At 67.0% G+C, this 22,961-nt stretch carries 27 protein-coding genes and 1 tRNA gene; 14 read left to right on the forward strand and 14 right to left on the reverse strand.

The features are described 5' to 3' along the window. The first annotated feature begins 30 nt into the window (after positions 1-30). Complete coding sequence (locus tag ACESK5_RS06110) at positions 31-441, forward strand: ester cyclase (protein WP_372910663.1); 411 nt, start codon at positions 31-33, stop codon at positions 439-441. Between the two features lie 304 nt (positions 442-745). Here the strand turns inward: ACESK5_RS06110 and ACESK5_RS06115 are convergent. Then, positions 746-820, reverse strand: a tRNA-Val gene (locus ACESK5_RS06115). Between the two features lie 40 nt (positions 821-860). Continuing rightward, complete coding sequence (locus tag ACESK5_RS06120; protein WP_372910664.1) at positions 861-1,115, reverse strand: hypothetical protein; 255 nt, start codon at positions 1,113-1,115, stop codon at positions 861-863. 136 nt (positions 1,116-1,251) lie between these two features. On the opposite strand from ACESK5_RS06120, the gene ACESK5_RS06125 reads away from it, so the two are divergent. Further along, positions 1,252-2,124, forward strand: a complete 873-nt coding sequence (locus ACESK5_RS06125) for an NmrA/HSCARG family protein (RefSeq protein ID WP_372910665.1) — start codon at positions 1,252-1,254, stop codon at positions 2,122-2,124. Between the two features lie 9 nt (positions 2,125-2,133). Here the strand turns inward: ACESK5_RS06125 and ACESK5_RS06130 are convergent, their stop codons facing one another. Continuing rightward, entirely contained in the window at positions 2,134-2,373 is a 240-nt protein-coding gene (locus tag ACESK5_RS06130) for a glutaredoxin family protein (RefSeq protein ID WP_372910666.1), read from the reverse strand. 306 nt (positions 2,374-2,679) lie between these two features. Between ACESK5_RS06130 and ACESK5_RS06135 the strand changes: the two genes are divergently transcribed. Further along, complete coding sequence (locus tag ACESK5_RS06135) at positions 2,680-2,847, forward strand: hypothetical protein (protein ID WP_372910667.1); 168 nt, start codon at positions 2,680-2,682, stop codon at positions 2,845-2,847. Between the two features lie 84 nt (positions 2,848-2,931). Here the strand turns inward: ACESK5_RS06135 and gcvPB are convergent, their stop codons facing one another. From gcvPB to ACESK5_RS06160, 5 genes are all read right to left on the reverse strand, one after another. After that, positions 2,932-4,353 carry an aminomethyl-transferring glycine dehydrogenase subunit GcvPB gene (gene gcvPB / locus ACESK5_RS06140; protein ID WP_372910668.1) on the reverse strand — a complete coding sequence of 474 codons (1,422 nt, stop codon included), beginning with the start codon at positions 4,351-4,353 and terminating at the stop codon, positions 2,932-2,934. Between the two features lie 57 nt (positions 4,354-4,410). Beyond that, positions 4,411-5,730, reverse strand: coding sequence for an aminomethyl-transferring glycine dehydrogenase subunit GcvPA (gene gcvPA, locus ACESK5_RS06145; RefSeq protein WP_372910669.1), 1,320 nt, complete (start codon positions 5,728-5,730; stop codon positions 4,411-4,413). After that, positions 5,727-6,104 (reverse strand): glycine cleavage system protein GcvH, encoded by a 378-nt coding sequence (gene gcvH, locus ACESK5_RS06150; protein ID WP_372910670.1) that lies wholly within the window; start codon positions 6,102-6,104, stop codon positions 5,727-5,729. The genes gcvPA and gcvH overlap by 4 nt, the downstream gene beginning before the upstream one ends. 7 nt (positions 6,105-6,111) lie before the next feature. Then, a complete protein-coding gene (gene gcvT, locus ACESK5_RS06155) occupies positions 6,112-7,218 on the reverse strand; it encodes a glycine cleavage system aminomethyltransferase GcvT (protein ID WP_372910671.1) in 1,107 nt (368 codons plus the stop codon). A 611-nt stretch (positions 7,219-7,829) separates the two neighbouring features. Continuing rightward, positions 7,830-8,102: a hypothetical protein gene (locus tag ACESK5_RS06160; RefSeq protein WP_372910672.1), complete on the reverse strand. Its 273-nt coding sequence runs from the start codon at positions 8,100-8,102 to the stop codon at positions 7,830-7,832. Between the two features lie 177 nt (positions 8,103-8,279). Here ACESK5_RS06160 and ACESK5_RS06165 point away from each other — a divergent pair, with 177 nt between their 5' ends. From ACESK5_RS06165 to ACESK5_RS06180, 4 genes are all read left to right on the forward strand, one after another. After that, complete coding sequence (locus ACESK5_RS06165; RefSeq protein ID WP_372910673.1) at positions 8,280-8,735, forward strand: NYN domain-containing protein; 456 nt, start codon at positions 8,280-8,282, stop codon at positions 8,733-8,735. 54 nt (positions 8,736-8,789) lie between these two features. Further along, positions 8,790-9,149 carry a hypothetical protein gene (locus tag ACESK5_RS06170; RefSeq protein WP_372910674.1) on the forward strand — a complete coding sequence of 120 codons (360 nt, stop codon included), beginning with the start codon at positions 8,790-8,792 and terminating at the stop codon, positions 9,147-9,149. 63 nt (positions 9,150-9,212) lie between these two features. Beyond that, positions 9,213-10,058 (forward strand): TatD family hydrolase, encoded by an 846-nt coding sequence (locus ACESK5_RS06175; RefSeq protein ID WP_372910675.1) that lies wholly within the window; start codon positions 9,213-9,215, stop codon positions 10,056-10,058. 88 nt (positions 10,059-10,146) lie between these two features. Beyond that, complete coding sequence (locus tag ACESK5_RS06180) at positions 10,147-10,734, forward strand: DUF2150 family protein (RefSeq protein WP_372910676.1); 588 nt, start codon at positions 10,147-10,149, stop codon at positions 10,732-10,734. 17 nt (positions 10,735-10,751) lie between these two features. On the opposite strand, the gene ACESK5_RS06185 is transcribed toward ACESK5_RS06180, so the two are convergent. Continuing rightward, the gene (locus ACESK5_RS06185) at positions 10,752-12,437 is read right to left on the reverse strand and encodes an Ig-like domain-containing protein (RefSeq protein ID WP_372910677.1); all 1,686 of its coding nucleotides are present in this window, start codon (positions 12,435-12,437) and stop codon (positions 10,752-10,754) included. Positions 12,438-12,659: 222 nt separating this feature from the next. On the opposite strand from ACESK5_RS06185, the gene ACESK5_RS06190 reads away from it, so the two are divergent. The 4 genes from ACESK5_RS06190 to ACESK5_RS06205 all read left to right on the forward strand — a co-directional run bounded on the left by ACESK5_RS06190 (position 12,660) and on the right by ACESK5_RS06205 (position 16,676). Further along, a complete protein-coding gene (locus tag ACESK5_RS06190; RefSeq protein WP_372910678.1) occupies positions 12,660-13,574 on the forward strand; it encodes a type IV pilin in 915 nt (304 codons plus the stop codon). A gap of 75 nt (positions 13,575-13,649) precedes the next feature. Further along, positions 13,650-14,987 (forward strand): hydroxymethylglutaryl-CoA synthase, encoded by a 1,338-nt coding sequence (gene hmgB, locus ACESK5_RS06195; protein ID WP_372910679.1) that lies wholly within the window; start codon positions 13,650-13,652, stop codon positions 14,985-14,987. 143 nt (positions 14,988-15,130) lie between these two features. Then, entirely contained in the window at positions 15,131-16,219 is a 1,089-nt protein-coding gene (locus tag ACESK5_RS06200) for a hypothetical protein (protein WP_372910680.1), read from the forward strand. A gap of 88 nt (positions 16,220-16,307) precedes the next feature. Beyond that, positions 16,308-16,676, forward strand: a complete 369-nt coding sequence (locus tag ACESK5_RS06205) for a hypothetical protein (RefSeq protein ID WP_372910681.1) — start codon at positions 16,308-16,310, stop codon at positions 16,674-16,676. Positions 16,677-16,802: 126 nt separating this feature from the next. Here the strand turns inward: ACESK5_RS06205 and ACESK5_RS06210 are convergent, their stop codons facing one another. Both ACESK5_RS06210 and ACESK5_RS06215 read right to left on the reverse strand, forming a co-directional pair. Next, complete coding sequence (locus ACESK5_RS06210) at positions 16,803-17,138, reverse strand: ArsR/SmtB family transcription factor (protein WP_372910682.1); 336 nt, start codon at positions 17,136-17,138, stop codon at positions 16,803-16,805. A gap of 138 nt (positions 17,139-17,276) precedes the next feature. Next, positions 17,277-17,984, reverse strand: a complete 708-nt coding sequence (locus tag ACESK5_RS06215; RefSeq protein ID WP_372910683.1) for a helix-turn-helix domain-containing protein — start codon at positions 17,982-17,984, stop codon at positions 17,277-17,279. A 150-nt stretch (positions 17,985-18,134) separates the two neighbouring features. Between ACESK5_RS06215 and ACESK5_RS06220 the strand changes: the two genes are divergently transcribed. Next, positions 18,135-18,764: a metal-dependent hydrolase gene (locus ACESK5_RS06220; protein WP_372910684.1), complete on the forward strand. Its 630-nt coding sequence runs from the start codon at positions 18,135-18,137 to the stop codon at positions 18,762-18,764. 330 nt (positions 18,765-19,094) lie between these two features. After that, positions 19,095-19,349 (forward strand): hypothetical protein, encoded by a 255-nt coding sequence (locus ACESK5_RS06225; RefSeq protein ID WP_372910685.1) that lies wholly within the window; start codon positions 19,095-19,097, stop codon positions 19,347-19,349. 37 nt (positions 19,350-19,386) lie between these two features. Here ACESK5_RS06225 and ACESK5_RS06230 read toward each other — a convergent pair whose 3' ends face one another. From ACESK5_RS06230 to ACESK5_RS06240, 3 genes are read right to left on the reverse strand one after another with little or no spacing between them, the layout of a single operon-like run. After that, on the reverse strand, positions 19,387-20,400 hold the full coding sequence (locus tag ACESK5_RS06230) for a metal ABC transporter permease (protein ID WP_372910686.1): 1,014 nt from the start codon (positions 20,398-20,400) through the stop codon (positions 19,387-19,389). Continuing rightward, positions 20,397-21,149: a metal ABC transporter ATP-binding protein gene (locus ACESK5_RS06235; protein ID WP_372910687.1), complete on the reverse strand. Its 753-nt coding sequence runs from the start codon at positions 21,147-21,149 to the stop codon at positions 20,397-20,399. Before ACESK5_RS06235 ends, ACESK5_RS06230 begins: the two co-directional genes overlap by 4 nt. Next, positions 21,146-22,228 carry a metal ABC transporter substrate-binding protein gene (locus ACESK5_RS06240; protein WP_372910688.1) on the reverse strand — a complete coding sequence of 361 codons (1,083 nt, stop codon included), beginning with the start codon at positions 22,226-22,228 and terminating at the stop codon, positions 21,146-21,148. Before ACESK5_RS06240 ends, ACESK5_RS06235 begins: the two co-directional genes overlap by 4 nt. Before the next feature lie 119 nt (positions 22,229-22,347). Between ACESK5_RS06240 and ACESK5_RS06245 the strand changes: the two genes are divergently transcribed. After that, complete coding sequence (locus tag ACESK5_RS06245; protein ID WP_372910689.1) at positions 22,348-22,842, forward strand: N-acetyltransferase family protein; 495 nt, start codon at positions 22,348-22,350, stop codon at positions 22,840-22,842. Positions 22,843-22,961 lie beyond the last annotated feature (119 nt).

The raw sequence follows: 22,961 nt of genomic DNA on the forward strand, positions 1-22,961 counted from the left end.
ATCACAAACTTAGAACGGAGGTAACAACCCATGATGACGGCCGCACAAGAGGTAGAACAAGAGTATCGAGAGTTGTGGAACGGGGACTTCTCGAAGCTTGAGGTAGTCGCCGAGTCGGTGGACGTGTATGTTCCCTCGCTATCCGACGGCGAGATTCATGGACGAGACGCGTTCGAGGCGTACCTCCGTGACCTCCGGACGGGATTCCCCGACTGGCACGTCACGGTGGACGACATACTCACCAGCGACGGAATGGTAATGAAGGAATGGACGGTGACGGCAACACACGAAGGGGAGTACAACGGGATTCCACCGACCAATCGAGAGATGGAAATCAGTGGTATGGCCAAGATACGAACGGAGAACGGGAAGGTGGTGGAAGACCGGCTCTACTACGACCTTCAGGAAGTATTCGACCAACTTGGCCTCACCGAAGAATGAGTCCGGCCCTCTGCTGACTATAGCCTCTGTATTCAGCACGGCGCCCCTGTCAACTGCCGAGGGTTTCAACAGAGCAAACAAACCACTCATGTGTAACGCGATAATGGCACGGGACTGGGTTTGAGTTTGATGTCACCGAGCGACTGGACGTGCTGAGTTTTATATCCATGTGCGGCTTCCTTTGTTAACACCCCGATAAGGCGGCGAGGTGCAACCGGCTACCGGATGAAATGGATGTGCAGATTGAGGGAGAAACGCGGGAAGGGTCGGGATTCGTCTCCTTCAGAAACTATCATAAAACGTATGGGTTGGGGCGGATTCGAACCGCCGGCCTGCTCCGTGTGAAGGAGCCGTCATAACCGGGCTAGACCACCAACCCGCGCACCACTCGGTACCCGGGCGCGGGACTTAAGGGTTACTTACTCCGCCGGTGGTCGACCACGGTACTGATCGATCCGTTCGCGGGCCTTGCGGACCGGTTCGGCGTCGACGTTGCGGAACTCCGTCCGCACGCGGTCCATCCGAGTCCGGGGTTCCTCGGTGTCGTCTTCCTCCCACCCGAACCGCTCTCGCATGACGGCTTCGACCGGTGCGAGTTCCTCCGTGAGTCCGATGCGGAGGTGGTCGAACGCTCGACGGAGGTAGTACCACGCGTCCTGGAAGTGCTTGTTCATATCTGCCCTTACGCAAGCGACAGATATGAGTATTGTGGGACGTTCACGCGTCACAGAGTGTGACGGAATCGGAGCGGAAACCGCTGATATCACGCCGCACAGCCGATTTATGCTCCGAGCGCGCGTCTCCCTCCCCATGGTATTGAAGAACGTGCTCGTCACCGGTGCGACGGGCCAGCAGGGTGGTGCAGTCGTCGAGGCGCTGCGGTCCGGCGCGTACGGGGAGTACGAACTCTACGGGATGACCCGCGACGGCAGCAGCGACGCCGCCGCGGCGCTCGCCGAACGGGGCGTCCACGTCGTCGAGGCCGACATGAACGACCGCGCGAGTCTCGACGCGGCCGTCGAGGGGATGGACTACGTCTACCTCGTCACGACGTTCTTCGAGGAGGGGCCGGCCGTGGAAGCCGAGCAGGGCATGCGGCTGGTCGACGCCTGTGTCGACGCCGGCGTCGACCACCTCGTGTACTCCTCCGTCGCCGGGGCTGACCGCGCCCCGCTCGACCACTTCGCGTCCAAACACCGAGTCGAGGAGTACGTCGTCGACTCCGGACTCGAGTGGACGTTCGTCCGACCCGTGTACTTCATGGGGAACTTCGCGTGGCAGGTGGACGGAATCGAAGCGGGGACGCTCGCGATGCCGCTGGCCGAGGGTGTCTCTCTCGCCGTCGTCGACGTCGCCGACGTCGGCCGGATGGTGGCGACGGCGCTGTCAGACCCCCGGACCTGGGCCGGTGAGGCGGTCGAACTCGCGGGCGACGAGGCGACGCTCGAAGGCTTCGCCGCCGTCTTCGCCGACGCCCTGGGCCACGACGTCCTGGCCGTCCACCTCGACGTCGACGACTACCGCGCGGAGGCCGGCGACGAACTGGCCGACATGTACCAGTGGTTCAACGACGAGGGGTACGACACCGACGTCGCAACGCTCGCAGAACGGACCGGCATCGACTTCACGACGTTCGCTGAGTACGTCGACGCCCGCTGGGCGTCGCGGCCAGCGCCCGCCTGAGGACGGCGTTCAGGCGAGGCTTCGTTCGACGTACTCGAGGATGTTCTCGCTCTCTGACATCGTGACCCCGTGGTCGTCGTCGACGAGGACCGGAACGCCGCGCTGACCGCTCACGCGCTTCACCTCGTTGCGGTCGGAGTGCATCGCCTCGACCCACACGGTGTCGTAGTCGAGGTCAGCTTCGGTGAGTGCGTCGTGGACCTTGTCACAGTACGGACAACCGTCGAGTGCGTACAGGGTGAGCGCCATGACGGGGGGTATCGCCGCGGGAGGCAAGTATGTTGGCCTCCACGAGTAGGTGTCGCCGTCGGCGTTCGTGGTCGTCGGGGAGAGCCGTGCAGACCCGCGTCGTCGGGCAGGCCGGTGTGGGTCGTCCCAGACGCGACGACCAGCGACACGGACCCGGTGTGTTTCTCCCCCACCCGGCCGTCCACGTCCTGACCCCGACACCGGACGCAACGCGCTGGGACGAGTGGCCGGGGACCGACGCGGGATGCTATCACCGCCGGTAACTGGAACCAACATCTTAAACTGCGCGCGCCGACATCTCGACGTATGAGCCTGGAGACGGAACACCACTGCCCTGCCTGTGGCGAGGAGCGTACCTTCTGGCGGTCGGCCAGTACCCTGGTCCACCTCGGCGAGAAGGTCAAGTGGCGCTGCTCGGAGTGTAACTACGGCTTCGTCCGCATCGGCGACATCGACACGTCGGCCGAAGCCTGAGTCCGCTTCCGACGCGCTCGTCCGGTCCACTTCTGAGCGGTCGTCCACGTCTGTCCCACGGAGCGAACCGGGACGCGAGCGGCGTCAGTCCCCGCCGTCGTCCGCGAGTGCCTGCCACGAGAGCCGTGGGTCACGCGCCGCGCTCACCTGGTCGATGCGCCGCGCCGTGGTTCGCGAGGGCGCAGTCTCGAGCGTCTCGTCGTCGTCGCTGAGTGCGGCGTTGAACGCCGCGGCGAGGTCGTCCAGCGACGACCGGTTCTCGACTTCCGTCGGTTCGGTGAGCATCGCCTCCGAGACCAGTTCGGGCCACTTCGTCGTCGGCGGGTGGACGCCGTAGTCGAGCATCCGTTTCGCCACGTCCGCGGCGTCTCGCTCACCCGCCGTCGCGGCGAACTCGTGGTGGAACGGGCCGTAGGGGATGTCGCAGTCCAGTTGTGCGGCGAGGTAGTTGGCGTTCAGCACCGCCTTCGCCGAGGCGTCCCTGAGGCCCGCGTCGCCCAGTCGTGCGATGTACGCGTAGGTCTTGAGGAGCACGAGCCAGTTGCCCATCGTGCCGTGGACCTTGCCGATGGAGTGTTCGGGGTCGTACAGTTCGAACCCGCCGTTCGACCGCCGGACGCGGGGTTTCGGGAGAAACGCCGCGAGGTCCGACACCACGCCCACCGGCCCGGCACCGGGTCCGCCCCCGCCGTGTGGCGTCGCGAACGTTTTGTGGACGTTGTAGTGCATGATGTCGAAGCCCATGTCGCCCGGGCGGGCCCGGCCGAGGAGCGCGTTGAGGTTGGCGCCGTCGTAGTAGAGAAGGCCACCGGCGTCGTGGACCAACTCGGCGATTTCCACGATGTCGCGCTCGAACAGCCCTAGCGTGTTGGGATTGGTCAGCATGAGCGCCGCCGTCTCCTCGCTCACGGCGGCCGCCAGCGCGTCCAGGTCGACGCGGCCGTCGTCGCCCGAGGGCAGTTCGACCACCTCGTAGCCGGCCATCGCGGCCGACGCGAAGTTCGTGCCGTGTGCCGAGGCGGGGATGACCACCTCCGAGCGGTCGTCGTCGTTCGCCTCGTGGTACGCCTTCGCGACGAGGATGCCGGTGAACTCGCCCGCGGCGCCCGCCGGTGGCTGGAGCGTCACGGCGTCCATCCCGCCGATCTTCGCCAGGTCCTCCTGCAGTCCGTGGAGGACGGCGAGCGTCCCCTGGACCGACTCGCCCGAGCGGTCGGGGTGGACCGAGCCCGCCGGCAGGGCCGCGACGTCCTCGGTGAACGAGGGGTTGTACTTCATCGTACACGACCCCAGCGGGTAGGGACCCGTCTCGACGCCGTAGTTCATCTGCGACAGCCGCGTGTAGTGGCGGGCCAACTCTGGCTCCGAGAGGGAGGGAAGCGACACCGTGTCGCGGGTGAGGTCGTCCGGGAGCGACGACTCCACCTCGACGTCCGTCCCGCCCTTCTCGGAGAGCAACGGCTCGTACACGTCGTCTCGGCTGAAGCGCGCCTGGTCGTAGTTCACGCGAATCCCCCCGGGACGAGCGTGAACGAGGCAGGATGTGTCCTGACGGAGTTCATCTCAGGCGGCCTCCTCGAACGCCGCGACGAGGGCGTCCGCGTGTCCCGCGTTCGTCTCCGTGACACACACCTGCAGTCGGTGGTCGCCGACGACGTGGACCGCGAACCCGTCTGCTTCGAGTTTCGAAGCTACAGCCTTCGCGGGCTGGTCAGTGCGGGCCACGAACTCGCGGAAGTGGTGTCGGTCGTAGACGGGAGCCTGGACGCCGACGACCTCGTCGAGTTTCGCGGCGAGGTCACGAGCGTTCGTCACGCACTGTTCCGCGAGGTCGACCATCCCGTCCGCACCGAGCGACGCGACGTGCATCGCCGTCCGCAGGGCGACCCAGGCCTGGTTCGTACAGATGTTCGACGTGGCACGCTCCTTGCGGATGTGCTGTTCGCGCGTCTGGAGCGTGAGCGTGAACGCCCGGCGTCCGCTCGCGTCCTCGCTGGCGCCGACCAGTCGCCCTGGGACCTGTCTGAGGAACTCCTCGCGGGTGGCGAAGAGACCGAGGCCCATGCCGTAACTCGTCGGCATCCCGAGAACGTCGGCCGCGCCGACGACGACGTCGGCACCGACCGCTGCGGGTTCCTCGAGGAGCGCCAGCGCCAGCAGGTCCGACCCGAGGCAGAACAGTGCGTCGTGGTCGGCCGCGAGGGCGCCGACGTCCCGCAGGGAGGGCTCGATGACACCGTGAAGCGTCGGCGACTCCGCGTACACCATGACGGTGTCGTCGTCGACCAGTCCGGAGAGCGCGTCGACATCGACGGCGCCGTCGTCCATCGGATACCCCGCGACGGAGAGGCCCGCCCCCTCGACGTAGTTGTCGAGGACGCCCGCCTTCCCCTCGTGGAGGTGTTCGGGAACGAGGATGGTCGAGCCACTCGCCTGCCGGACCCGCCCGGCGAGTCGCGCGGCCTCCGCGAACGCCGTCGCGGCGTCGTACATCGAACAGTTCGCCACGGGGAGCCCCGTCAACTCGACGACGAACGACTGGTACTCGAACAGCGCCTGGAGGAACCCCTGGGTGACCTCTGGCTGGTACTGCGTGTAGGAAGTGAGGAACTCCGACCGCCGGGAGAGGTCCGAGACCAGGGCAGGGACGTAGTGGTCGTAGTGGCCCCGCCCGAGGAACTCGACGAGATCGTCGTTGCGCGAGAGCGTCGTCTCGACGCTCGCTCGGACGCTGGCTTCGGACTTCGAACTGATTCCGAAGTCACCGTCGAACGCGACTTCGTCGGGGATGTCGAACAGGTCGTCCTCCGAGTCGGCGCCGACGACGTCGAGCATCGCCTCGGTCTCCTCCGGCGTGTGCGGCGCGTACGGACTCCCGCTCATTCGATCTGCTCGCGGTACTCCTCGGGGGAGAGGAGGTCTTCGAACGCCTCGTCACCCTCGAGGCTCAGTTCGAGCATCCATCCCTCACCGTAGGGGTCCTCGTTGACGAGTTCGGGCCGGTCGAACAGGTCCTCGTTCACCGCCGTCACCTCGCCCGAGGCGGGGGCGTAGAGGTCTGAGACGGCCTTGATGGACTCGACGACGCCGAACGAGTCGCCGGCGGTCACCGTCTCGCCCGCCTCGGGGAGTTCGACGAAGACCACGTCGCCGAGTTCGTCCTGAGCGAACGCCGTGATGCCGACTCTGACCGGGCCGTCGGTCGTGATCCACTCGTGCGATTCCAGATACCGTCTGTCGTCGGGAACTTCGAACATAGTTGTGTTAGCGGTCGATGAAGGGCAGCGAGACGACCTTCGCCCGCTTCCGTTCGCCGCGGACGACCACGTCGACCCGCGTGCCGGGGTCGGCGTGGTCGACCGGGAGGTAGCCGAGGGCGACGGCCTTCGAGAGCGTCGGACTCATGGTTCCGCTGGTCACGTGACCGAGTGGCTCTCCGGTCTCGTCGGTGAGTTCGTAGCCGTGGCGGGCGATGCCGCGGTCGAGGAGTTCGACGCCGACGAACCGTTCGTCGACGCCCTCCGCGTGGACACGCTCGAGTGCGTCGCGACCGACGAACTCGGTGTCGAGTTCGACCGTGAAGCCGATGCCGGCCTCGTACGGATTGCGCGGTTCCTCGTCGGGGTCGAAATCCTGCCCCGAGAGCAGGAACCCCATCTCGATGCGGAGCGTGTCGCGGGCACCGAGCCCACAGGGCGGACAGGCGTCGTCGGCGGCGAACGCCGTCCACACCGTCTCCGCCTCATCCCACGGGCAGAGCACCTCGAACCCGTCCTCACCGGTGTAGCCTGTCCGCGCGAGCAGACACGACACGCCGGCGAGGTCGGCCTCTCGCGCCTCGAACCGGGCGAGTCCGGGTGCCGAACCGAGCACCTCGGTGACGAGGGCCGGGGCGTCGGGGCCCTGTACGGCGAACATCGCCCACTCGTCGGTGACGTTCGTCACGTCTGCGTCCAGGCCCCACTCGTCGCGAGAGGCCGTCCAGCGGTCGTACATCTCGTCGTCGTGGCCCGCGTTCGGGACGAACAGGTACGCGGCGTGCCCGTCTGCGTCCGACGGGAGGCGGTAGACGACGACGTCGTCGACGATGGTCCCTTCGGCAGTCGTGACCGTCGAGTACTGCGAGTCGCCGCGGTCCAGCGCGGTCACGTCGTTCGACGTGAGCCGTTGCATCAGCGCAGTCGCGTCCGGCCCGGTGACCTCGAGTTCGCTCATGTGCGAGACGTCGAAGATGCCGGCCCGTTCGCGAACGGCGGCGTGTTCGGTTCGGATAGAGTCGAACTCCACGGGCATGTCCCACCCGCCGAACTCGGTGAACTTCGCTCCCCGGTCGGCGTGAACGTCCCGCAGTGGCGGCTTCCGAAGGGCCATACTCGCGCATCGGCGGGAGTGAAGTAATGCTTTGGTATCGCGGACGAACGGCAGTGAGTCCGCGAGTCGTCGTGGGGTGCGAGGGAACGACGGTATCGCGGACGAACGGCAGGTGCCGTCGCTGACAGGGTGAGAGCACGGCGAGCGAAACCCCTCACGACTCGTCACGGACGTCGGTCACGCGACGACACCGCAGACGGACGGCAGTGACACCGGCACGCGTCCGGTTCCGGGCGTCCCGAACGTCGTCCTGACTGGCCGCTCCTAACTTCGAAGAGCGAAGCCTGACGCGAGGTGCAGGCTGGCTGGCACACGTGGCGTCGTGCGCGAGAGATAGATTTATGTAACCCGGATTCATAAAAACTTACTATGGAGATAGTAACTATTTCTGAATATCGAATCGAGGGCGAGACGTGGGCGGAGAGTCGGCGCACCGCGACGTTCGCGGACATGGCGAACGCGATGCGACGGGTCTGAGACGGGTTCTTCTTGCGGGTTCCGGGGCGTCGGTTCGTGGTCAGAGAGTGAGCGGATGCTGGCAGGGAAGAGACCACAGGGAGAGGGGGGGTCGAAGCGAGGGCCGACGGGGCTGGAGCGTGCTCGAGAGTCGGTCAGGCGCGAACGGGCGTCGGCTTCGCGGACCCGGTCACGACTTTCGTCGCCGTCCAGACGTTCGCTCTGACGCCGGCACGCGTGACCGACATCCGAACCTGTGCGCCTTCGGTGAGTGAGGCGAGGCGTTCGCGGGCCTCGGCGTCCGCGTAGTCGACCACGTGGTACGTCGCGTGACTGTCAGTCGACTGTACGGTGATGGCGCCGTGGTTGTTCATCGAATCTGTAACAATAAACGATTGGGGACTTTCGTCCTTCCCTGCTTCGCTCATATCAAGATAATCTCGTCCGAACTACATAAAGGTAAAGATATATAGCTCAAGTCGTCTTCTAGTTCTACTAGGTGTACTAGTGTCCCGCTCCTTGCCCGGGCGGGCTTCCACCGGTCGTGCGCCGAGCGGGGTCGGTCGAACCAGCACGCCTTTCTCTCCCACCGGATTACCGGGCACATGGACCTCCTCCAGCGGCTGTTCGCCGAGGACCACGCCTCGGAGCCGCGTGTCGCGCTGTTCGTCGACGGCCCGAACGTGCTCCGCGACGAGTTCGACGTGGACCTCGACGACGTGCGTGCGGCCGCTCGCGCCTACGGCCGGCCGACGACGACCCGCCTCTACGTGGACGAGCACGCGACACCCGGGCTCATTCAGGCGGCCGAGGCGCGGGGCTTCGACGTGGTCGTCACGAGCGGCGACGTCGACGTCAAACTCGCCGTCGACCTCACCCGGCAGGTGGTCGAAGGCAGAGCGGACGTCGTCGCGATCGCGTCCCGTGACACGGACTTCAAGCCGGCGCTGGAGGTGGCGAACGAGTACGGCCTCCGGACAGTCGCTATCGCACCGGGGAGCCACGGCCGCTCCGACGCGCTCCCGAACGCCGCGACGGAGAGCGTCACCCTCGGGGAGTGAGTCGTCGGCGGTGGCGGAGAAACGTTCTTGAGACTCCGCGTCGCTGGGTCGCGTATGGGACTCGTCGACTCGGTCGTCGGTTTCGTCGTGAGCCTCCTCGTCGGGGGGTTCGGCATCTACGTCGGCGCGCGGTTCGTCGTCGGCGAGCGCGACTACGGTCACGCCGTCGTCACCGCGCTCGCCGGGGCGGTCGTCTGGGCCGTCGTCGGGCTGTTCCTCGGGTGGATTCCGCTGGTCGGAGTGCTCCTCACGCTGCTCGCGTACGTCGCCGTGGTGAACTGGCGCTACCCGGGCGGGTGGGTCGAAGCGGCGGGCATCGCCCTGGTCGCGTGGGCCGCGTCGCTCGTCACCCTCGCCGTCCTCTCGCTCCTCGGCGTCGGGTCGCTGTCGGCGTTCGGCGTCCCGGGCGTCTGACGTCCGGACAGGGACCGGCCGCACATCCGGTCGTCTTTTGTGCCGCCCGTCGAAGGAGCGAGCATGGACCTCGGGACGCCGGTGCTGGACAACCACCTCCATCTCGACCCGGAGCACGGCCAGGGAATCGACGCCGTCGAGGACTTCGCCCGTCTCGGCGGGACGCACCTGCTGGTCGTCAACAAACCCTCCTGGCACCTCGGGTGCGAGGCGGAGACCGGCGAGGACTTCCGCGCGGTGTTCGAGACGACACTCGGCGTGGTCGAACGAGCGACCCACGTCCTCCCCGGGCGGGCCTGGCCCGTCCTCGGCGTCCACCCGGGCCTCGTCTCGCGGCTGGTCGACGAACGGGAGTTCGAGCCGGCCGAGGCGCGTGACCTCATGCAGGACGGCCTCGACGTCGCCGCCGAGTACGTCCGTGAGGGGCGCGCACTCGCACTGAAGTCCGGTCGACCACACTACGACGTCTCCGACGCGGTGTGGGAGGCCTCGAACGACGTGCTCAGACACGCCCTGTCGCTCGGCGCCGACTGCGACTGTGCGGTCCAGCTCCACACCGAATCCACGGAGGACCTGACCGACGTGGCCGCGTGGGCAGACGCGCGCGGGCTCTCACCCGAGCGCGTCGTCAAACACTACGCCGGACCGACGCTGGCAGGAGTCACGCCGAGCGTGATGAGCGAACCCGACTGGCTCCGGGAGGCGGCCGAGAGAGGGGAGCCGTTCCTCATGGAGACGGACTTCGTCGACGACCCCGACCGACCCGGCGCGGTCCTCGGGCCGAAGACCGTCCCCCGGCGCGTCAGGACGCTCCTCGACGAGGGCTACGACGAGGCCGTCCGCCGCGCGCACGTGGAGACGCCACGTGCAGTGTACGACATCGACACCCGTGCGACGCTCTCGGAGTGAGGTCCCTGACCCCCCACGACGGGTGGGAGCGCGCCACACCCAACCGGGGAGAGGAAAGGCCTTTGACGACAGGAGGTGACTCTCTGGTATGACCGAGGTTGAGGAGACCTACTACACCGACGAACGGTGGCAGAACTGGCTATCGAGGGTCGACGAGGAGGATCTAGACCCCGAGAGCGAGGAATCCGCACGGCTCCTATTCAACATGCAGGACGACGCGGCCATCGCCGTCGCGAAGGTTCTCTCCGCGTACAAAGAAGAGACCATCGACCAAGAGACGGCGCTCGAGGAACTCCGCGACATCGGGGAAATCGTCCTCTCAGAAGTCGAGTTCGAGAGCGAGGAGAAACTCATGCTCGTCGACGGCGTCCAGATGAGTCTTCGGTGCGTCTTCGCCGCGGGCGAGGAGTACGTCGCCGGCGGTCCCGCCGCCGAGGGCACCATCCCCGAACACGTCGAGGCGGCCGTCGCTGCCGAGGACGAGGAGGACCTCGACACCGCCTTCGCCCACGTCGTGCAGGCGGGCACGCTCGTCATCGAGGACGACGGCGAACTCGACGTGACCGTGCTGGAGGACATCGAGTACGGCCTCGTCTCCGACTGGGTCTCCGGCCTGGACTCGCTGCAGTCGGCGCTCGAAGACCCCGAAGTCATCGAAGAAGACGAGGACGAGTAAGCGGCCCGGGCCTGCCCTCACCGTGGCGCGATGAAGTACGTCGCTGACGCGTCACCCGTGCCGTCTCCATCGATGTCGATGAAAACGTTGAGGACGTAGAAGTCGCCTCGCTGTGGCGTGAACTCCGACCCGCCGGCGTTCGTGTTCTCGTAGAACTCCATCTCGAACGTTCTCGTCTGCGAGGGGCTGAAGACGTAACTGGTATTCTCGAAGTCACCGCCAGTGTTGAGCGACACGGTCGACCCTGACCCGACCAGACCGAGGGTCGCACTATCCGGACTGGGGTCCCTGCTCCCACTCTGGGCGTCGACACTGTAGAAGCTGAGTTTGGCCCGCGTGATATTCTTTTCTCTCGAAGAGTCGAAGTTCTTGAACGAGAGCCAAACTGCATCAATCTTGTTATCGTTCTGCGTGGGGTTCCCGTTGGAGTCAACCAGAGTCGCCGACTGCAACACCAGGTCGTTCCCTCCGGCGGGGTTGATTCCGCCGCCGTCGCCGCCGTCGTCGCCACCGGCCCCCTGCCGGATGACCGCGATAGTCGTCGAGTTGTACGGTGCGACCCCTTCGTCGACGATTTCGGCCGTGACGTTCGCGGTGTCGGTCCCGTCGGAGATGTTGAACGCGACGGTCGCCGTGCCGTCGGCGTCGGTCGTCACGGTCGATGACCCGTCGATGTCACCTCCGTTGGCCGTGAAATCCACGTCGACCCCGCCGAGAGGGTTGTTGTACCGGTCGCGGACCTCGACGGTGACGTCCCGCGACCCGCTGGTCGCGACCTCGGTCCCGTTGCTCGTCAGCGGCACGAGGTACTGCGGGTCGGTGTCCGTGTCGACGCCCGAGTCGGCCTTGTCGTGGACGACGACCCGCGCGAGGCGGAGCGTGTACGTCCGGGACCCGTCGAGTGTGACGTCGACGCGCGACCCGTTCACCTCGCGCGAGACGACGTTGGGATTCCGGTCGAGCGTCGTCGCGGCGGCCGAGTCGTTCCACGCCTGAGCGGCCGCTTCCGTGTCGTTTCCGGGGACCGGAAGCGTGACCGTGAAGTCCGCACCGCGGTCGCCGGTCACTGTCACGGAGCGCGTGGCCACGCTCGCCGGTGAGGCCGCGACCGACGAGGTCAACGACCCCGTCCGGAGGTCACCGTCGACGGTGACGAGGGTGATGGTGTTCCCGACGATGGCACGACGTTCGGTGAGTGCGAGCGGTCCGTTTCCAGTGAGTCGGTACGCACCGTCGCCCGAGAGTTCGACCGACGGGACGGTTATCTCGTTGTACGCGGGCGTGAAGACGAGGCTGCGAGTGCTGTAGTTCTGCGCGCCCCGTTCGGACGTGTTCCAGACGCCCTGGACGTTCCGTGGTTCACCCGAAACGGCCACGACACCGGAGATGGTGACGTTCTCGGCGGGGGTGGTCCCGACCGAACCGACGGGCGGCCCGGGGTTGATGAGCACTGCACGCGGGGGGTATCTGACACCGGTCTTGAGCGACTCCGCCTGCTGTCCGCCCTGTGTGCCAGCGGTGAGGATGTCGTTGCGGAACGTGACGAGGTCCTCCGTCGTCTCGGCGTAGCCGTTGAACTCGACACGGCCGTTCTCCTGTGGGACGACGACGGTCTGAAAGATGGACAGACCGATGATGAGAATCCCGAACAGCAGGATTGCACCGATCTGTAGCGACTGAGCGCGGTCGTCCTCCCGAAGCATCACTCTATCAAGAGTAACGGTGTTTATAGATGTAGCGCCGCCGCTATCACCGATAAGAAGTGGACGGTGAACACAGGAAGTGCGAGGCGTTCAGCCGAAGTCCGAAGAATTGACGAGTGAACGACGGGTCGTCGGATTCAGAGTCGGCCGACACCAGGAACGCATATCAGTACTGATATCGGAATCACGACTCATAAGTATCGTGTCTACCTACTGTTTGCAATGGAGGATTCTCACGGGACACGTGGTCAGGTGACGGGCATCACCGTCGTGCTCATGACGGCGGTGTTGGTAGTGGTCATCGGCACCGCTGGAACGTTCTATCTCGGCTCGCTCTCGGCAGCGGCGTCGGAGCCAGTCGCCGCCGTCGACCTCGTCGCAGTCGACGAGGGTGGCACTACCACTCTGACCGTGACCCACACTGCGGGGGAGGCGCTTTCGACTGGGAGCCTGACGTTGCCAGCACGCGGCGCGACGTACGCGCTTCCGACCCCGTTCGAGGAAGGGGCGACGTGGCGTACGTCGATTCCGGGCGTTCGGGCTGGCGAGAGACTTCAGGTCGTCGTCGTCGACAACCAGACCGGCACCGTCGTCTCGGACGTCCGCCTCACGGTCCGCGGCGAGACGCAGACGCCGACGCCGGCACCCGTGTACGGGGCAGTGACGCCAACTCCCGAACCGACGTCGACCCCCGAGCCAACGCCGACGTCGACGCCAACTCCCGAACCGACGCCGACCCCCGAGCCAACGCCGACGCCAACCCCCGAGCCAACACCGACTCCCGAACCGACGCCGACGTCGGACGACCCGCCGTCGATTCCGTCGTTCACCGTCGACTCGCCCGGCAAGGCGGGGAAAGTCGTGGTCGACTGGACGGTCACCGACGACGAGGAACTCTCGTCGGTCGTCGTCACGGTGAGGCGGGGCGGGACTGACGTGGCACGGGAGTCGCGTTCGGTGTCCGGCACGTCGGCGAACGACGTGACCCAGTTCAAGCACCTCGACACGGGGACGTACGACGTCGAACTCGTCGTCGTCAACGCCGCGGGCGGAGAGACGTCGAACGTCGTGACAGTCAGTGTCGAATCGAGAGGGAAGTCGAAGGGGCGGTCGAACGGCAACGGTCGGGTCGTCTGACCGTCGAGGACAATTCGACGTTCGACGAAAGACTCATCGACAAACCCATATGCCCCTCCGCAGTAACACGCAGTCATGACAAGCGTGGGGATCGACGCCATCGAAATCTGGACCGGCAAACTCCGACTCGACCTGCCGAACACGTTCGCCCCGGTGAAGGGCGACGACCCAGAGAAGTACACGAAGGGGCTGGGCCTGCAGAACTCCTCGATGCCCGACGTCTACGAGGACATCGTGACCATGGGCGCGAACGCCGCGAAACGGCTGATGGAGCGGAAGGGCCTGGTTCCGCAGGACATCGGCCGCATCGACGTCGCCACCGAGTCGGCGTTCGACAACTCGAAGCCGGTTTCGACGTACATCGCGGGCTGTCTCGAGCAGGTGTTCGAGGGCGACTTCCACCACGCGAACAAGGGCGAGCGGAAGTTCGCCTGTGTGGCTGGCACCCAGAGCATCGACGACGCGTACAACTGGATCAAGGCCGGGCGCAACCGCGGCCGTGCGGCGCTGGTCGTCGCCACCGACACCGCGCTGTACGCCCGCGGCGACCCCGGCGAAGCGACGCAGGGCGCCGGTGCCGTGGCGATGCTCATCTCGGAGGACCCGGGCCTGGTCGAACTCTCCACCGAGCAGGGTTACGGCTCCGCCGACGAGACGGACTTCCTGAAGCCGAACCAGCAGTTCCCGTCCGTCGACGGGAAGCGTTCGATGAAAGTGTACCTCGCACGCATGCGCGAGGCGCTCGAAGACTACGAGGCCGTCGCGGGGCGCACCCACCCCGAGGAGTTCGCGTACATCCCCTTCCACACGCCGTTCCCGGGGATGGTCCGGAAGGCCGCACTCCTCGGGTACCGGCACATGACGCGCGACACCGAAATCGAAGACGAACTCGCCGGTGAACTCGGCCGGCAGCCTCGCGAGGAGGACTTCGACTCGTGGGACGATTACGAGGAGGCCATCCGCGGCTACATGGACGGCCTCAAAGGGACCGACCAGTACCGCGACTGGTACGCCCGCACCATCGAGCCGACGCTCACGCTCTCCGGCCAACTCGGCAACTGGTACACCGGGTCGGTCCACCTGGCGCGGACTTCGGCGCTGAAGACGGCGGCCGAGACCGGCCGCGGCCTGTCGGGTGAGAAGCTCCTCGTCGGCTCGTACGGCTCCGGCGCGCAGGCGGAAATCCACGCCGAGACGGTCCAGGAGGGCTGGAAGGAGGAAATCGAGGCACTCACCATCGACGAGCAGATGGCCCGCCGATACGACCTCTCGTTCGAGGAGTACGAACAGGTCCACGACGTCCACAACCACGACAAGGAAATCGAGGTCGAGGAGTTCACCCAGCCCGTCGGGGAGTTCGTCTTCGCCGGGTGGGGGCGGATGAACGAACGGAAGTACGAGTACGTCGAGTAGTCGGCTCGCCCCGCGGTACGTGGACGCACGCGACGGCAGCCCCCCGCCGTTCAAGTAGGCTTTTTGTACCATTCATATTCTCGTTATCAGGGGAGAGAATTTGGGGGTTGGCTTTTTGCCCCGCCAGCGGGGAGTGGCGGTCAGTGCAGTATCCGGTCCGACGCCTGGCGTTAGCCGTCCCGGGACTCACGAGTGAGAACCGGCACGCCGTCATGGAGCCGGTGTGGTGGCCCGAGGCGATGCCCGCACCCGAGGTGACGGCGGCGGTCATCGTCGGAATGCTCGTCCTGGCGGCCGTCGTCGCCGTCGTCATCGTTCGGGTCGTCGTCCCCAGCGGGGTCCGGGTCGTCCGCGTGGTCCGACGCACCTGGGAGCGCGTCAGTCCCAAGACGACGTTCGGGAAGGTGTTCTCGATATTCACGCTGCTGTTCCTCGTCGCGGCCGCGCCGACGCTCGTGACGCTGGTCGACGCCAAGGGCGCGATCGGCCACGTCGCTGCCGGGACCGACACCATCGCCGAGATGGAGGGCGACACCATCGAGTTCGTGGACTCGACGGGCGTCCCCCGGCCGTCCCCCGACCGGGACGGCGACCGTCTCCTCGACGGGTGGGAGCGAGCCGGCCAGACACCCGACGGCGTCCCCCTCCCGGGGGCGGACCCCGACCGGAAGGACCTCTACCTGCAGGTGCTGTACGGGGACGGCGTCCAGCCGCTCTCGGAGTCCGAGCGAGCGCAACTGCGCGACATCTGGGCGCGGATGCCGGTGTCGAACCCCGACGGGTCGACGGGCATCGCCCTCCACGTCGTCGACGAGCGCCGACTCGACCAGGAGGTTCGAGCGTACGAGCCGAGCAAGGAACTGATCCGGAACCGGTACGACAGCGAGCACCTGTCGGGGGCGGAGTGCGTCTACTACCAGACGACGTTCGCCGACATCACCCACCCGAGACTCGGCGGACGCGGCGCCCTCGGCGGGTACGTCTCCATCGTCGACGGGACCGACACGACCGTCCGCGAGGGCCGGTCGGACCGCGTCGCGTTCCTCACCCACGAACTCCTCCACAACACCGCCGGCCACGTCGAGGGACGGACGCACACCCGGTCGGGGTGGCTGTCGGCACGCTACGACGGAACGGAGGCGGACGCGCGCCTCTCGCAGTCGACGGCCGACGATCTCTCGGACGGCTTCGAGGTCGGTGGGTACGAGGAACGCCGCGTCTGTGGGGCCTGAGCCGTCGTCCCGCGGCCGTCGCGCGTCTTCAGGTCGCGAAGTCCTGCGCGGGTTTTAGTCCACTTCGGCCCCGACGTGTTGGTAGACGATGTCCGTGCCAGATGGTTCGGACGCGTCGACCGACGAAGGCGCATCGACTGTCCAGGCTCCCGCTGACGCCGCGCCCGAGGAGTCAGAGCCAGAGACCACATCCGAGACCGACGAGAGCACTGTACTCCACGGGGACGACCACGACGACTCGTCGGACTCGGTGACGGAGAGGGTCACCGACTGGGCTCGCCACTGGCAGGCGTGGAGCGTCGCCCTGTTCTCCCTCCTCGTCGTCGGGTGGGCGGCGTTCCTCCAGCCGGAGGCGTCCCCGAAGGGGTACATCCCTATCTTCGCCGGATTCGCGGTGCTCGCCGTCGGCTACGTCTACATGGACGAGGAGAGCCAGATTCGACTCGCGTCTAGCTGACGACGGGCCTCGCGCCGAGTTCGCAGGGCCTCCCGCGGACTCCGGGGATGACTGGGGGTGTGTCGGGCGATACCTCCCCCGTTCTCTTCGCCCCCCACACCCCGCGACGCCGGCACACCCCCCATCTCACCCGTCCGGGAGGTCCGCGTCGCCGACGGGGTCTCGCCGCAGCGTGATGTCGAGGGTGAACCCACCCTCCTCGACGCTGATATGTGCCTCTTCGAGACGACACTCGTAGCTCTGGTAGTGGTTCCCCTCCTCGTCGTACTCGGTGTGGACGCCCACGAGGTCGTACTCCTCGAGGGAGTCGAGCCGTCGGTAGACCGTCGGCTGAGACGCCGAACTGCGCTCGGCGAGTTCGTCCGCCGAGAGGCGATCGACACTCGTCAGTGCCAGGAGCTCGCGGACGAGTTCGTTCCCGAGCAGGTCGAACACCGTCTCGGCTTCCCAGGCTCTGCTCACACTCGATAGTGACGACGTGCCCACATAAGCGTCGGGCCAGCAGAGGCCAGGCGGGTCGCAGTCACCTCCGCCGTTGCGGACGCGAGCGCACCGAGAGGACCGTCTTCACGAACTGAAGCGCCGCATCAGGTCTTCGACTCAGCCGAGCACCCGCAGGTCTGACAGCATCTCGTCGATGTCCCGGGTGGAGACGGCCAGCGAGAAGCCGTCGATGGTCGCGAGGGTGGCGGCGTGCTCCCACAGGTCGTCCTCGTGCAGGCCGTGCAGCACCACCGCGTTGGGAGTCGGGTTCACCACGCGGAGCGCGACCAGCGGGGACTCACCGCGGGTGACGTTCGTGAACACGAGCACCCGGTTGGTCGACTCGCCGTACAGTCGGTAGAACTCCTCCGACGAGAGCCGGGTGATGGCTTCGATGCTGTCGATGACGGTGTGGCCGCTCACCCGGTCGGTGTCGCCCCGGACGAGTTCGGTTGCCCCGAGCGCCTCGTACACCCGGGCGAGCCGGATGGCGGTGGGGTACTCGCGGAGGTCCTGGACGATGTCGCTCTCGAAGCCGGCACCGACGACCCGGGCGTACTGTCTGATGCGAGAGCCACCGCGAGCCTCGTCGATGTCGAGGAGCGCGTTCACCATCCGGCTGACGACGCCGATGCCGGGACTCTCGCGCCGCCCCGACTCGTAGTCCGAGACGACAGACGAGGAGACGTCGAGGTGGTTCGCCAGCGCCGTCTGTGAGACGTCGAAGTCGGTCCGCCACTTCCGGAGGGTGGCGCCGGGGTCGTCGCTGAGTGTTATCTCGCCGGCGATTCGGCGCGCGAGGTCCGCGCGCGGGCCGTCGGTCACGGCCGTGAACCTCCGGTCGGGTCGGAAGCGACTGTAGTCATACTCGACCGTCCGCCGAGCGCGACCAAAACCGTACCGAAACCGACCTTCGACGAACGTCGAGTCGTGCGATGGGCCAAGGCTCAAGCCCTCGCCTGGCCGACTACCCCTATGCCCTCGACACTCGTGCACGTGGCGCTCGGCGGACTCGTCGGCGCTGCGTTGCTCACCAGCGAGTTCGATGCGCGAGCGATCGCGCTCGTCGTCGCGGCGACGGCAGTCCCCGACCTCGACGCGTTCGCCGGACTCGTCCTCCCCGGCGCACACCGCTCGCTCCTCCACAGCCTCCTGTTCCCCGCGCTCGTCTGTGCGCTCCTCCTCGTCGACACGCTTCGAGAAGAGTCGCTGCTCCGAACCAGGTTCGGGACGCGCGGCGTCCGCCTCGCGTGGGTGTCGCTCGCGGCGATGCTGTTCGGGGGCATCCTCCCCGACCTCTTCACCAACGGCGTCAACGCCTTCTACCCCGCTGTCGACGCCTTCTACACCGTCGACGGGAAGCTACTCCTCTCCGACCAGCGCGGCCTCGTCCAGACGTTCGTCGAACTCCAGCCCGAACGGACCGAGCCCCGGCCGACGACACAGAACCTCCACTACAGCACGCCGGTCGACCCGAAACCGGGCAAGGAACCCGAGGACGTCGAGCGGGTCGCACCGGTGTTCCAGGCCGGCTGGGAGTTGATGCTCGTCGTCGTGAGCAGCGTGGTGGTCTCGGTCCGCCTGTGGGACGCGAGGCGGCGCTGAACCGCCGACACGACCGTGTTCTGCCCGGTGGGTGGTCGGCATCCTCGGAGCAGCACCGCCCGACACCCGGTGCATAAACTGAATACGGCGATAGAAAATCGGCCCCGGACACGCGAGAGGTCGGTATCGCCGCCGGGGCCAGGACCGGGTCCCGAAGACGTACACCGCCTCGGGAGGGCCTCCGACACGTGACTGTCCCGAACCCGGCACAGCAGGCGCGACGCGTGGGTTACCGCGGACTCGCGCTCCTCCTGGGCGGCGTGACACTGGCGACGTTCGGCACTGTCCGAGACGGCCGGGTCGCCGCTCGGAGCGGTCCCGGCGCACGTGATGGCGGCGGTGGTCCTCGCCGTCGGGGTGGGTGCGCTCCGCGCGGCGGTCCACGGCCACGGCGTCGAGACGGCGGTGCTGCTCGCGCTCGGGCCGGTCGGTGGCTTCGCGGCGTATCTCGTCGGCTACCACCTCGTTCGGCCCCCGAGCACTGACTCGCCGACGTGGCTCGTGTTCGTCGGCTTCGCCGGCGGAGTCGTCACGACAGGGGTCGCGGCGTACGTCGTCGGCCGGTTCGTCGAACGGTTCCGGTGACGAGTGGTGTCCGGCGGTGGCGTCGCGGGCTTCCGCCTCAGTCCGAACTCGTCCCCTCACCGGCGTCGATACTGCCGACCTCTGGCGCGGACTCCACGCCGGCGGCGGCCGTGAGTTTGCCGACAACAACCATGGTGACGTAGATGCCCACCGCGATGAGGACGATGACGCCGCCCGCAGTCGCCTCTGCGTAGTAGGAGACGCCGATGCCGAGCAGGACGGCCAGTTCCGCGAGCACGACGCTCACGAGGAGCGACTCCGAGAAACTCCGCGACACCTGCGCCGCGCCCGCGACGGGGACGACGAGCATGGCGGCGACGAGGATGACGCCCATAATCTGCATCGCGCCGACCACCACCAGCGCCGTCAACATCACCATGATACGGTTGTACCACTGCACCGAGATGCCCGCCACCGCCGCCGCCGTCTCGTCGAACGTGACGTACAGCAACTGGTTCCGCGTGAGTCCGACGGTGGCGACGATGACGGCGAACAGCACCAGCAGTATGGCCGCGTTCTCCGCCGACACTGTCGAGAGGTTCCCGAACAGGTACTGGTTGATGCCGACGGCCAGTCCGCCGGCGTTGATGCTGATGAGGACCGTCCCGAGGGCGAACCCCGTCGAGAGGACGATGGCCATCGAGACGTCGTTGTACGCGTCGGTCACCTCCGAGATGACCTCGATGAGCAAGGCGGCGAGCATCGCGACGACGACGGCCGATAGGTACGGCGAGACACCGAGTTCGAGCACTCCGTTGAGGAAGAGCCCGACGGCGACTCCCGCGAATGCGGTGTGTGCCAGCGCGTCACCGATGAGCGCGAGCTGTCGGTGGACCAGGAACGTCCCGATGAGCGGCGCCATCACGCCGATGCAGAGGCCGACGAGGATGGCCCGGTGCATGAACCCGTACTGGAGCAACTCCAACCCGGTCGCGCCCGCGACGAAGAAGAGCAGGTCCGACCAGAGACCCAGGAGCCAGTACAGCGGCGCGAGAACTGTGTCGAGCGCGCCGTCGCCCGACTGGAGCAGGAACGGCGGTGAACGGGTCATCGACTCGCCCCCGCGAACGCCGCGGCAGTCCCGAACGCCCGGGCCAGGGCGTCGCTCTCGACGAACTCGTCGGTGGGGCCGTCGAAGTACACCTCCCGGTTGAGACAGACGACCCGCTCGGCGTGTTCGGTCACCGCGCCGAGGTCGTGTTCGATGAGCAGGACCGTGATGCCCTCGTCGTTGAGCGACTCGAGCAGCGCGTAGAACGCCTCGACCGATTCGGCGTCGACCCCCACGGTCGGTTCGTCGAGGACGAGCAGGTCGGCCTCGCCGGCGAGCGCCCGCGCGATGAACGCGCGCTGGCGCTGGCCGCCCGAGAGCTGGGTCACCCGTCGGTCAGCGAAGGCGGCCATGCCGACCGTCTCGAGGGCGTCGTCGACGATAGCGTGGTCCTCCGGCGAGAGGCGGCCGAAGCCGACGTGGGGGAACCGACCCATCTTCACCACCTCGCGGACGGTGATGGGCATCTCCTTCGCGGCGCTGGCGTGCTGGGCGACGTAGCCGATGCGAGCGCCGTCGTCGAACCGGTGGGCGGGGTGACCGAACAGTCGCGCGGTCCCCTCGTCGGGGGTCAGGAGGCCGAGCATGAGCTTCATCAGCGTCGACTTGCCCGACCCGTTCGGCCCGACGACGGCCACGTACTCGCCGGGGTCGACGCGAAGCGAGATGTCCTGGACGACGGGGGAGGCCGTGTAGCCGAACGCGACGTCGGTGAGTTCGACGACAGGAGCGGCGTCGCTCCCGGTCACTCGAAGTTCCTCCACTCGGCAGCCCAGCCGTCGTAGCCGACTGCCTCGGGCTCGCGGTTCCCGAGGACGACCTCGAAGGTCGGCATATTGATGTTGTACGCGATCTCCTCGTACCCCCACTCCTGTTCGACCCAGTCCTCGCGGACGCCGGCGTAGGGCGTCACCGGGAAGTACGCCTCCACGGCCGTCTCGGCGACGAGTTGCTGTGCGGGCTTCCGCGTCTCGAACACGCCCGCGCCGATGTAACGGATGTCGTTCTCGTCGATGACGCGCTTGGCCTCCGTGATGTCCGAGGGTTTGACGTCGCCGCTGGCCGCGAGGTTCACCACGAGCGGGCGCATCTCGACGCCGTAGCGGACGCCGATGTACTGGAAGGCGTTGTGTGCGGCGAGCTGGACGACCTTCCGTTCGGCTCGGTCGAAGATGTCCTGGTAGTCGCTGTCGATACGGTCGAGGACCTCCGTCTTGTACGCCGTGGCGTTCTCGCGGAACGTGTCCTCGTACTCGGGGGCGAGTTCCACGAACCCCGCGGTGATGTTGTCGACTGCCTGTTTCGCCCGCTGGGGGTCGAGCCAGAAGTGCGGGTCCCTCCCGCGCCCCGCACCGACGCCCTCTTCTTCGGGGTCGAGGCTGGCCGCGAGGTCGACCAGTTCCACGCCCTCGCGGACGTTGATGAGCTGCGTGTCGACGTCGTCGTCCTTCAGCGTCTGGATGGCGCGGTCGGCCCACGGCTGGAAGTTCTCGCCGACGTGGACGAACGCGTCCGCCTCGATGATGTCCCGCGTGACGCTCGCGTTCGGCTCCCAGCCGTGGCCGTGGAGCCCCGTCGGCACGAGGTTCTTCACCGTGAGGGGGGTTCCGTCGGCGACCGTCCGGGCGAAGTCGTAGAAGCTAAAGAACGACGCGACGACGACGGGGCCGTCGTCGGAACTGTCGTCACCGCCGCTGGCACCGGCACCGGTCGTCGCGCTCCCGCCCAGACAGCCGGCCAGCCCCATCGAGACGAGGCTGCCACCCGCTGCGAGCGTAGCCCTGCGTGACCAGCGCCGACCGCCGCTCGAATCCTGTGGGAACTTCATGGGCGACTTAGACGATTCATACTCATATAGTTTTGCTACTCGTAATATTAGTTTAGAGTAGTCTAATTCTCTTGGACAGGATGAGAGCGTTGACGTTCTCCTCGGAGTAACCACGGGGTATGACCGACATCACCGTCCGTCCCTACGACGCGTCGGACGCCGAGGACCTCTGGTCGCTGAAACGCGGATTCGAACTCGGCATCGGGCAGGAGACCGGCGGCGACGACAAGGCGCAGACGTACGCGGGGAAGCTCACCGACTCGTACCGCGAGCGGTGGCTCGCGTGGGTCGAGCAGTGCGTCGACGAGGACCCCGACTGCGTCCAGCTGGCGGTCCACGAGGCGGGACCCGTCGGCTACGTCTTCGTCCTCCCCGAGTCGCTGGCGTTCGTCTGGGACGCCGCCGTCCTGAACGAACTGTACCTCGAACCGCCCGCGCGCGGGACGGGCGTCGCCGACGACCTGATGGAAGCGGCGCTCGCGTGCGCCAGCGCGCAGGACCTCCCGCTGGACCGCCTGGTGCTCGACGTCGACCGCGAGAACGACCGCGCGCGGGCGTTCTACGACCGGTGGGAGTTCGAACACTGGGGCGAGATGGTCGCGCGCGAGCTCTGAGACGGCGTGGCGACGGTTCGCGGTCGCCCGTTCGGGCCGACCGCGGGACACGTGTCCCGTGGTCGACAGTCCGACGGCGAGTGGACAGCTTCAAGCGACCACACCCCCCAGGGTCGGAC

This window comes from Salinigranum sp. (genome assembly GCF_041641895.1).
GTDB lineage: Archaea > Halobacteriota > Halobacteria > Halobacteriales > Haloferacaceae > Salinigranum.

What these genes read in the sequence shown, in the direction of transcription:
- ACESK5_RS06225 (WP_372910685.1), top strand. Translation starts at nt 19,095, where the DNA reads ATGGCGGCGGTGGTCCTCGCCGTCGGGGTGGGTGCGCTCCGCGCGGCG.
- gcvT (WP_372910671.1), bottom strand. Translation starts at nt 7,218, where the DNA reads ATGGCCCTTCGGAAGCCGCCACTGCGGGACGTTCACGCCGACCGGGGA.
- ACESK5_RS06175 (WP_372910675.1), top strand. Translation starts at nt 9,213, where the DNA reads ATGGACCTCGGGACGCCGGTGCTGGACAACCACCTCCATCTCGACCCG.
- ACESK5_RS06130 (WP_372910666.1), bottom strand. Translation starts at nt 2,373, where the DNA reads ATGGCGCTCACCCTGTACGCACTCGACGGTTGTCCGTACTGTGACAAG.
- ACESK5_RS06230 (WP_372910686.1), bottom strand. Translation starts at nt 20,400, where the DNA reads ATGACCCGTTCACCGCCGTTCCTGCTCCAGTCGGGCGACGGCGCGCTC.
- ACESK5_RS06180 (WP_372910676.1), top strand. Translation starts at nt 10,147, where the DNA reads ATGACCGAGGTTGAGGAGACCTACTACACCGACGAACGGTGGCAGAAC.
- ACESK5_RS06220 (WP_372910684.1), top strand. Translation starts at nt 18,135, where the DNA reads ATGCCCTCGACACTCGTGCACGTGGCGCTCGGCGGACTCGTCGGCGCT.
- gcvPA (WP_372910669.1), bottom strand. Translation starts at nt 5,730, where the DNA reads ATGAGCGGGAGTCCGTACGCGCCGCACACGCCGGAGGAGACCGAGGCG.
- ACESK5_RS06120 (WP_372910664.1), bottom strand. Translation starts at nt 1,115, where the DNA reads ATGAACAAGCACTTCCAGGACGCGTGGTACTACCTCCGTCGAGCGTTC.
- ACESK5_RS06110 (WP_372910663.1), top strand. Translation starts at nt 31, where the DNA reads ATGATGACGGCCGCACAAGAGGTAGAACAAGAGTATCGAGAGTTGTGG.
- ACESK5_RS06185 (WP_372910677.1), bottom strand. Translation starts at nt 12,437, where the DNA reads ATGCTTCGGGAGGACGACCGCGCTCAGTCGCTACAGATCGGTGCAATC.
- hmgB (WP_372910679.1), top strand. Translation starts at nt 13,650, where the DNA reads ATGACAAGCGTGGGGATCGACGCCATCGAAATCTGGACCGGCAAACTC.
- ACESK5_RS06135 (WP_372910667.1), top strand. Translation starts at nt 2,680, where the DNA reads ATGAGCCTGGAGACGGAACACCACTGCCCTGCCTGTGGCGAGGAGCGT.
- gcvH (WP_372910670.1), bottom strand. Translation starts at nt 6,104, where the DNA reads ATGTTCGAAGTTCCCGACGACAGACGGTATCTGGAATCGCACGAGTGG.
- ACESK5_RS06205 (WP_372910681.1), top strand. Translation starts at nt 16,308, where the DNA reads ATGTCCGTGCCAGATGGTTCGGACGCGTCGACCGACGAAGGCGCATCG.
- ACESK5_RS06245 (WP_372910689.1), top strand. Translation starts at nt 22,348, where the DNA reads ATGACCGACATCACCGTCCGTCCCTACGACGCGTCGGACGCCGAGGAC.
- ACESK5_RS06240 (WP_372910688.1), bottom strand. Translation starts at nt 22,228, where the DNA reads ATGAAGTTCCCACAGGATTCGAGCGGCGGTCGGCGCTGGTCACGCAGG.
- ACESK5_RS06165 (WP_372910673.1), top strand. Translation starts at nt 8,280, where the DNA reads ATGGACCTCCTCCAGCGGCTGTTCGCCGAGGACCACGCCTCGGAGCCG.
- ACESK5_RS06190 (WP_372910678.1), top strand. Translation starts at nt 12,660, where the DNA reads ATGGAGGATTCTCACGGGACACGTGGTCAGGTGACGGGCATCACCGTC.
- ACESK5_RS06160 (WP_372910672.1), bottom strand. Translation starts at nt 8,102, where the DNA reads ATGAGCGAAGCAGGGAAGGACGAAAGTCCCCAATCGTTTATTGTTACA.
- ACESK5_RS06125 (WP_372910665.1), top strand. Translation starts at nt 1,252, where the DNA reads ATGGTATTGAAGAACGTGCTCGTCACCGGTGCGACGGGCCAGCAGGGT.
- ACESK5_RS06170 (WP_372910674.1), top strand. Translation starts at nt 8,790, where the DNA reads ATGGGACTCGTCGACTCGGTCGTCGGTTTCGTCGTGAGCCTCCTCGTC.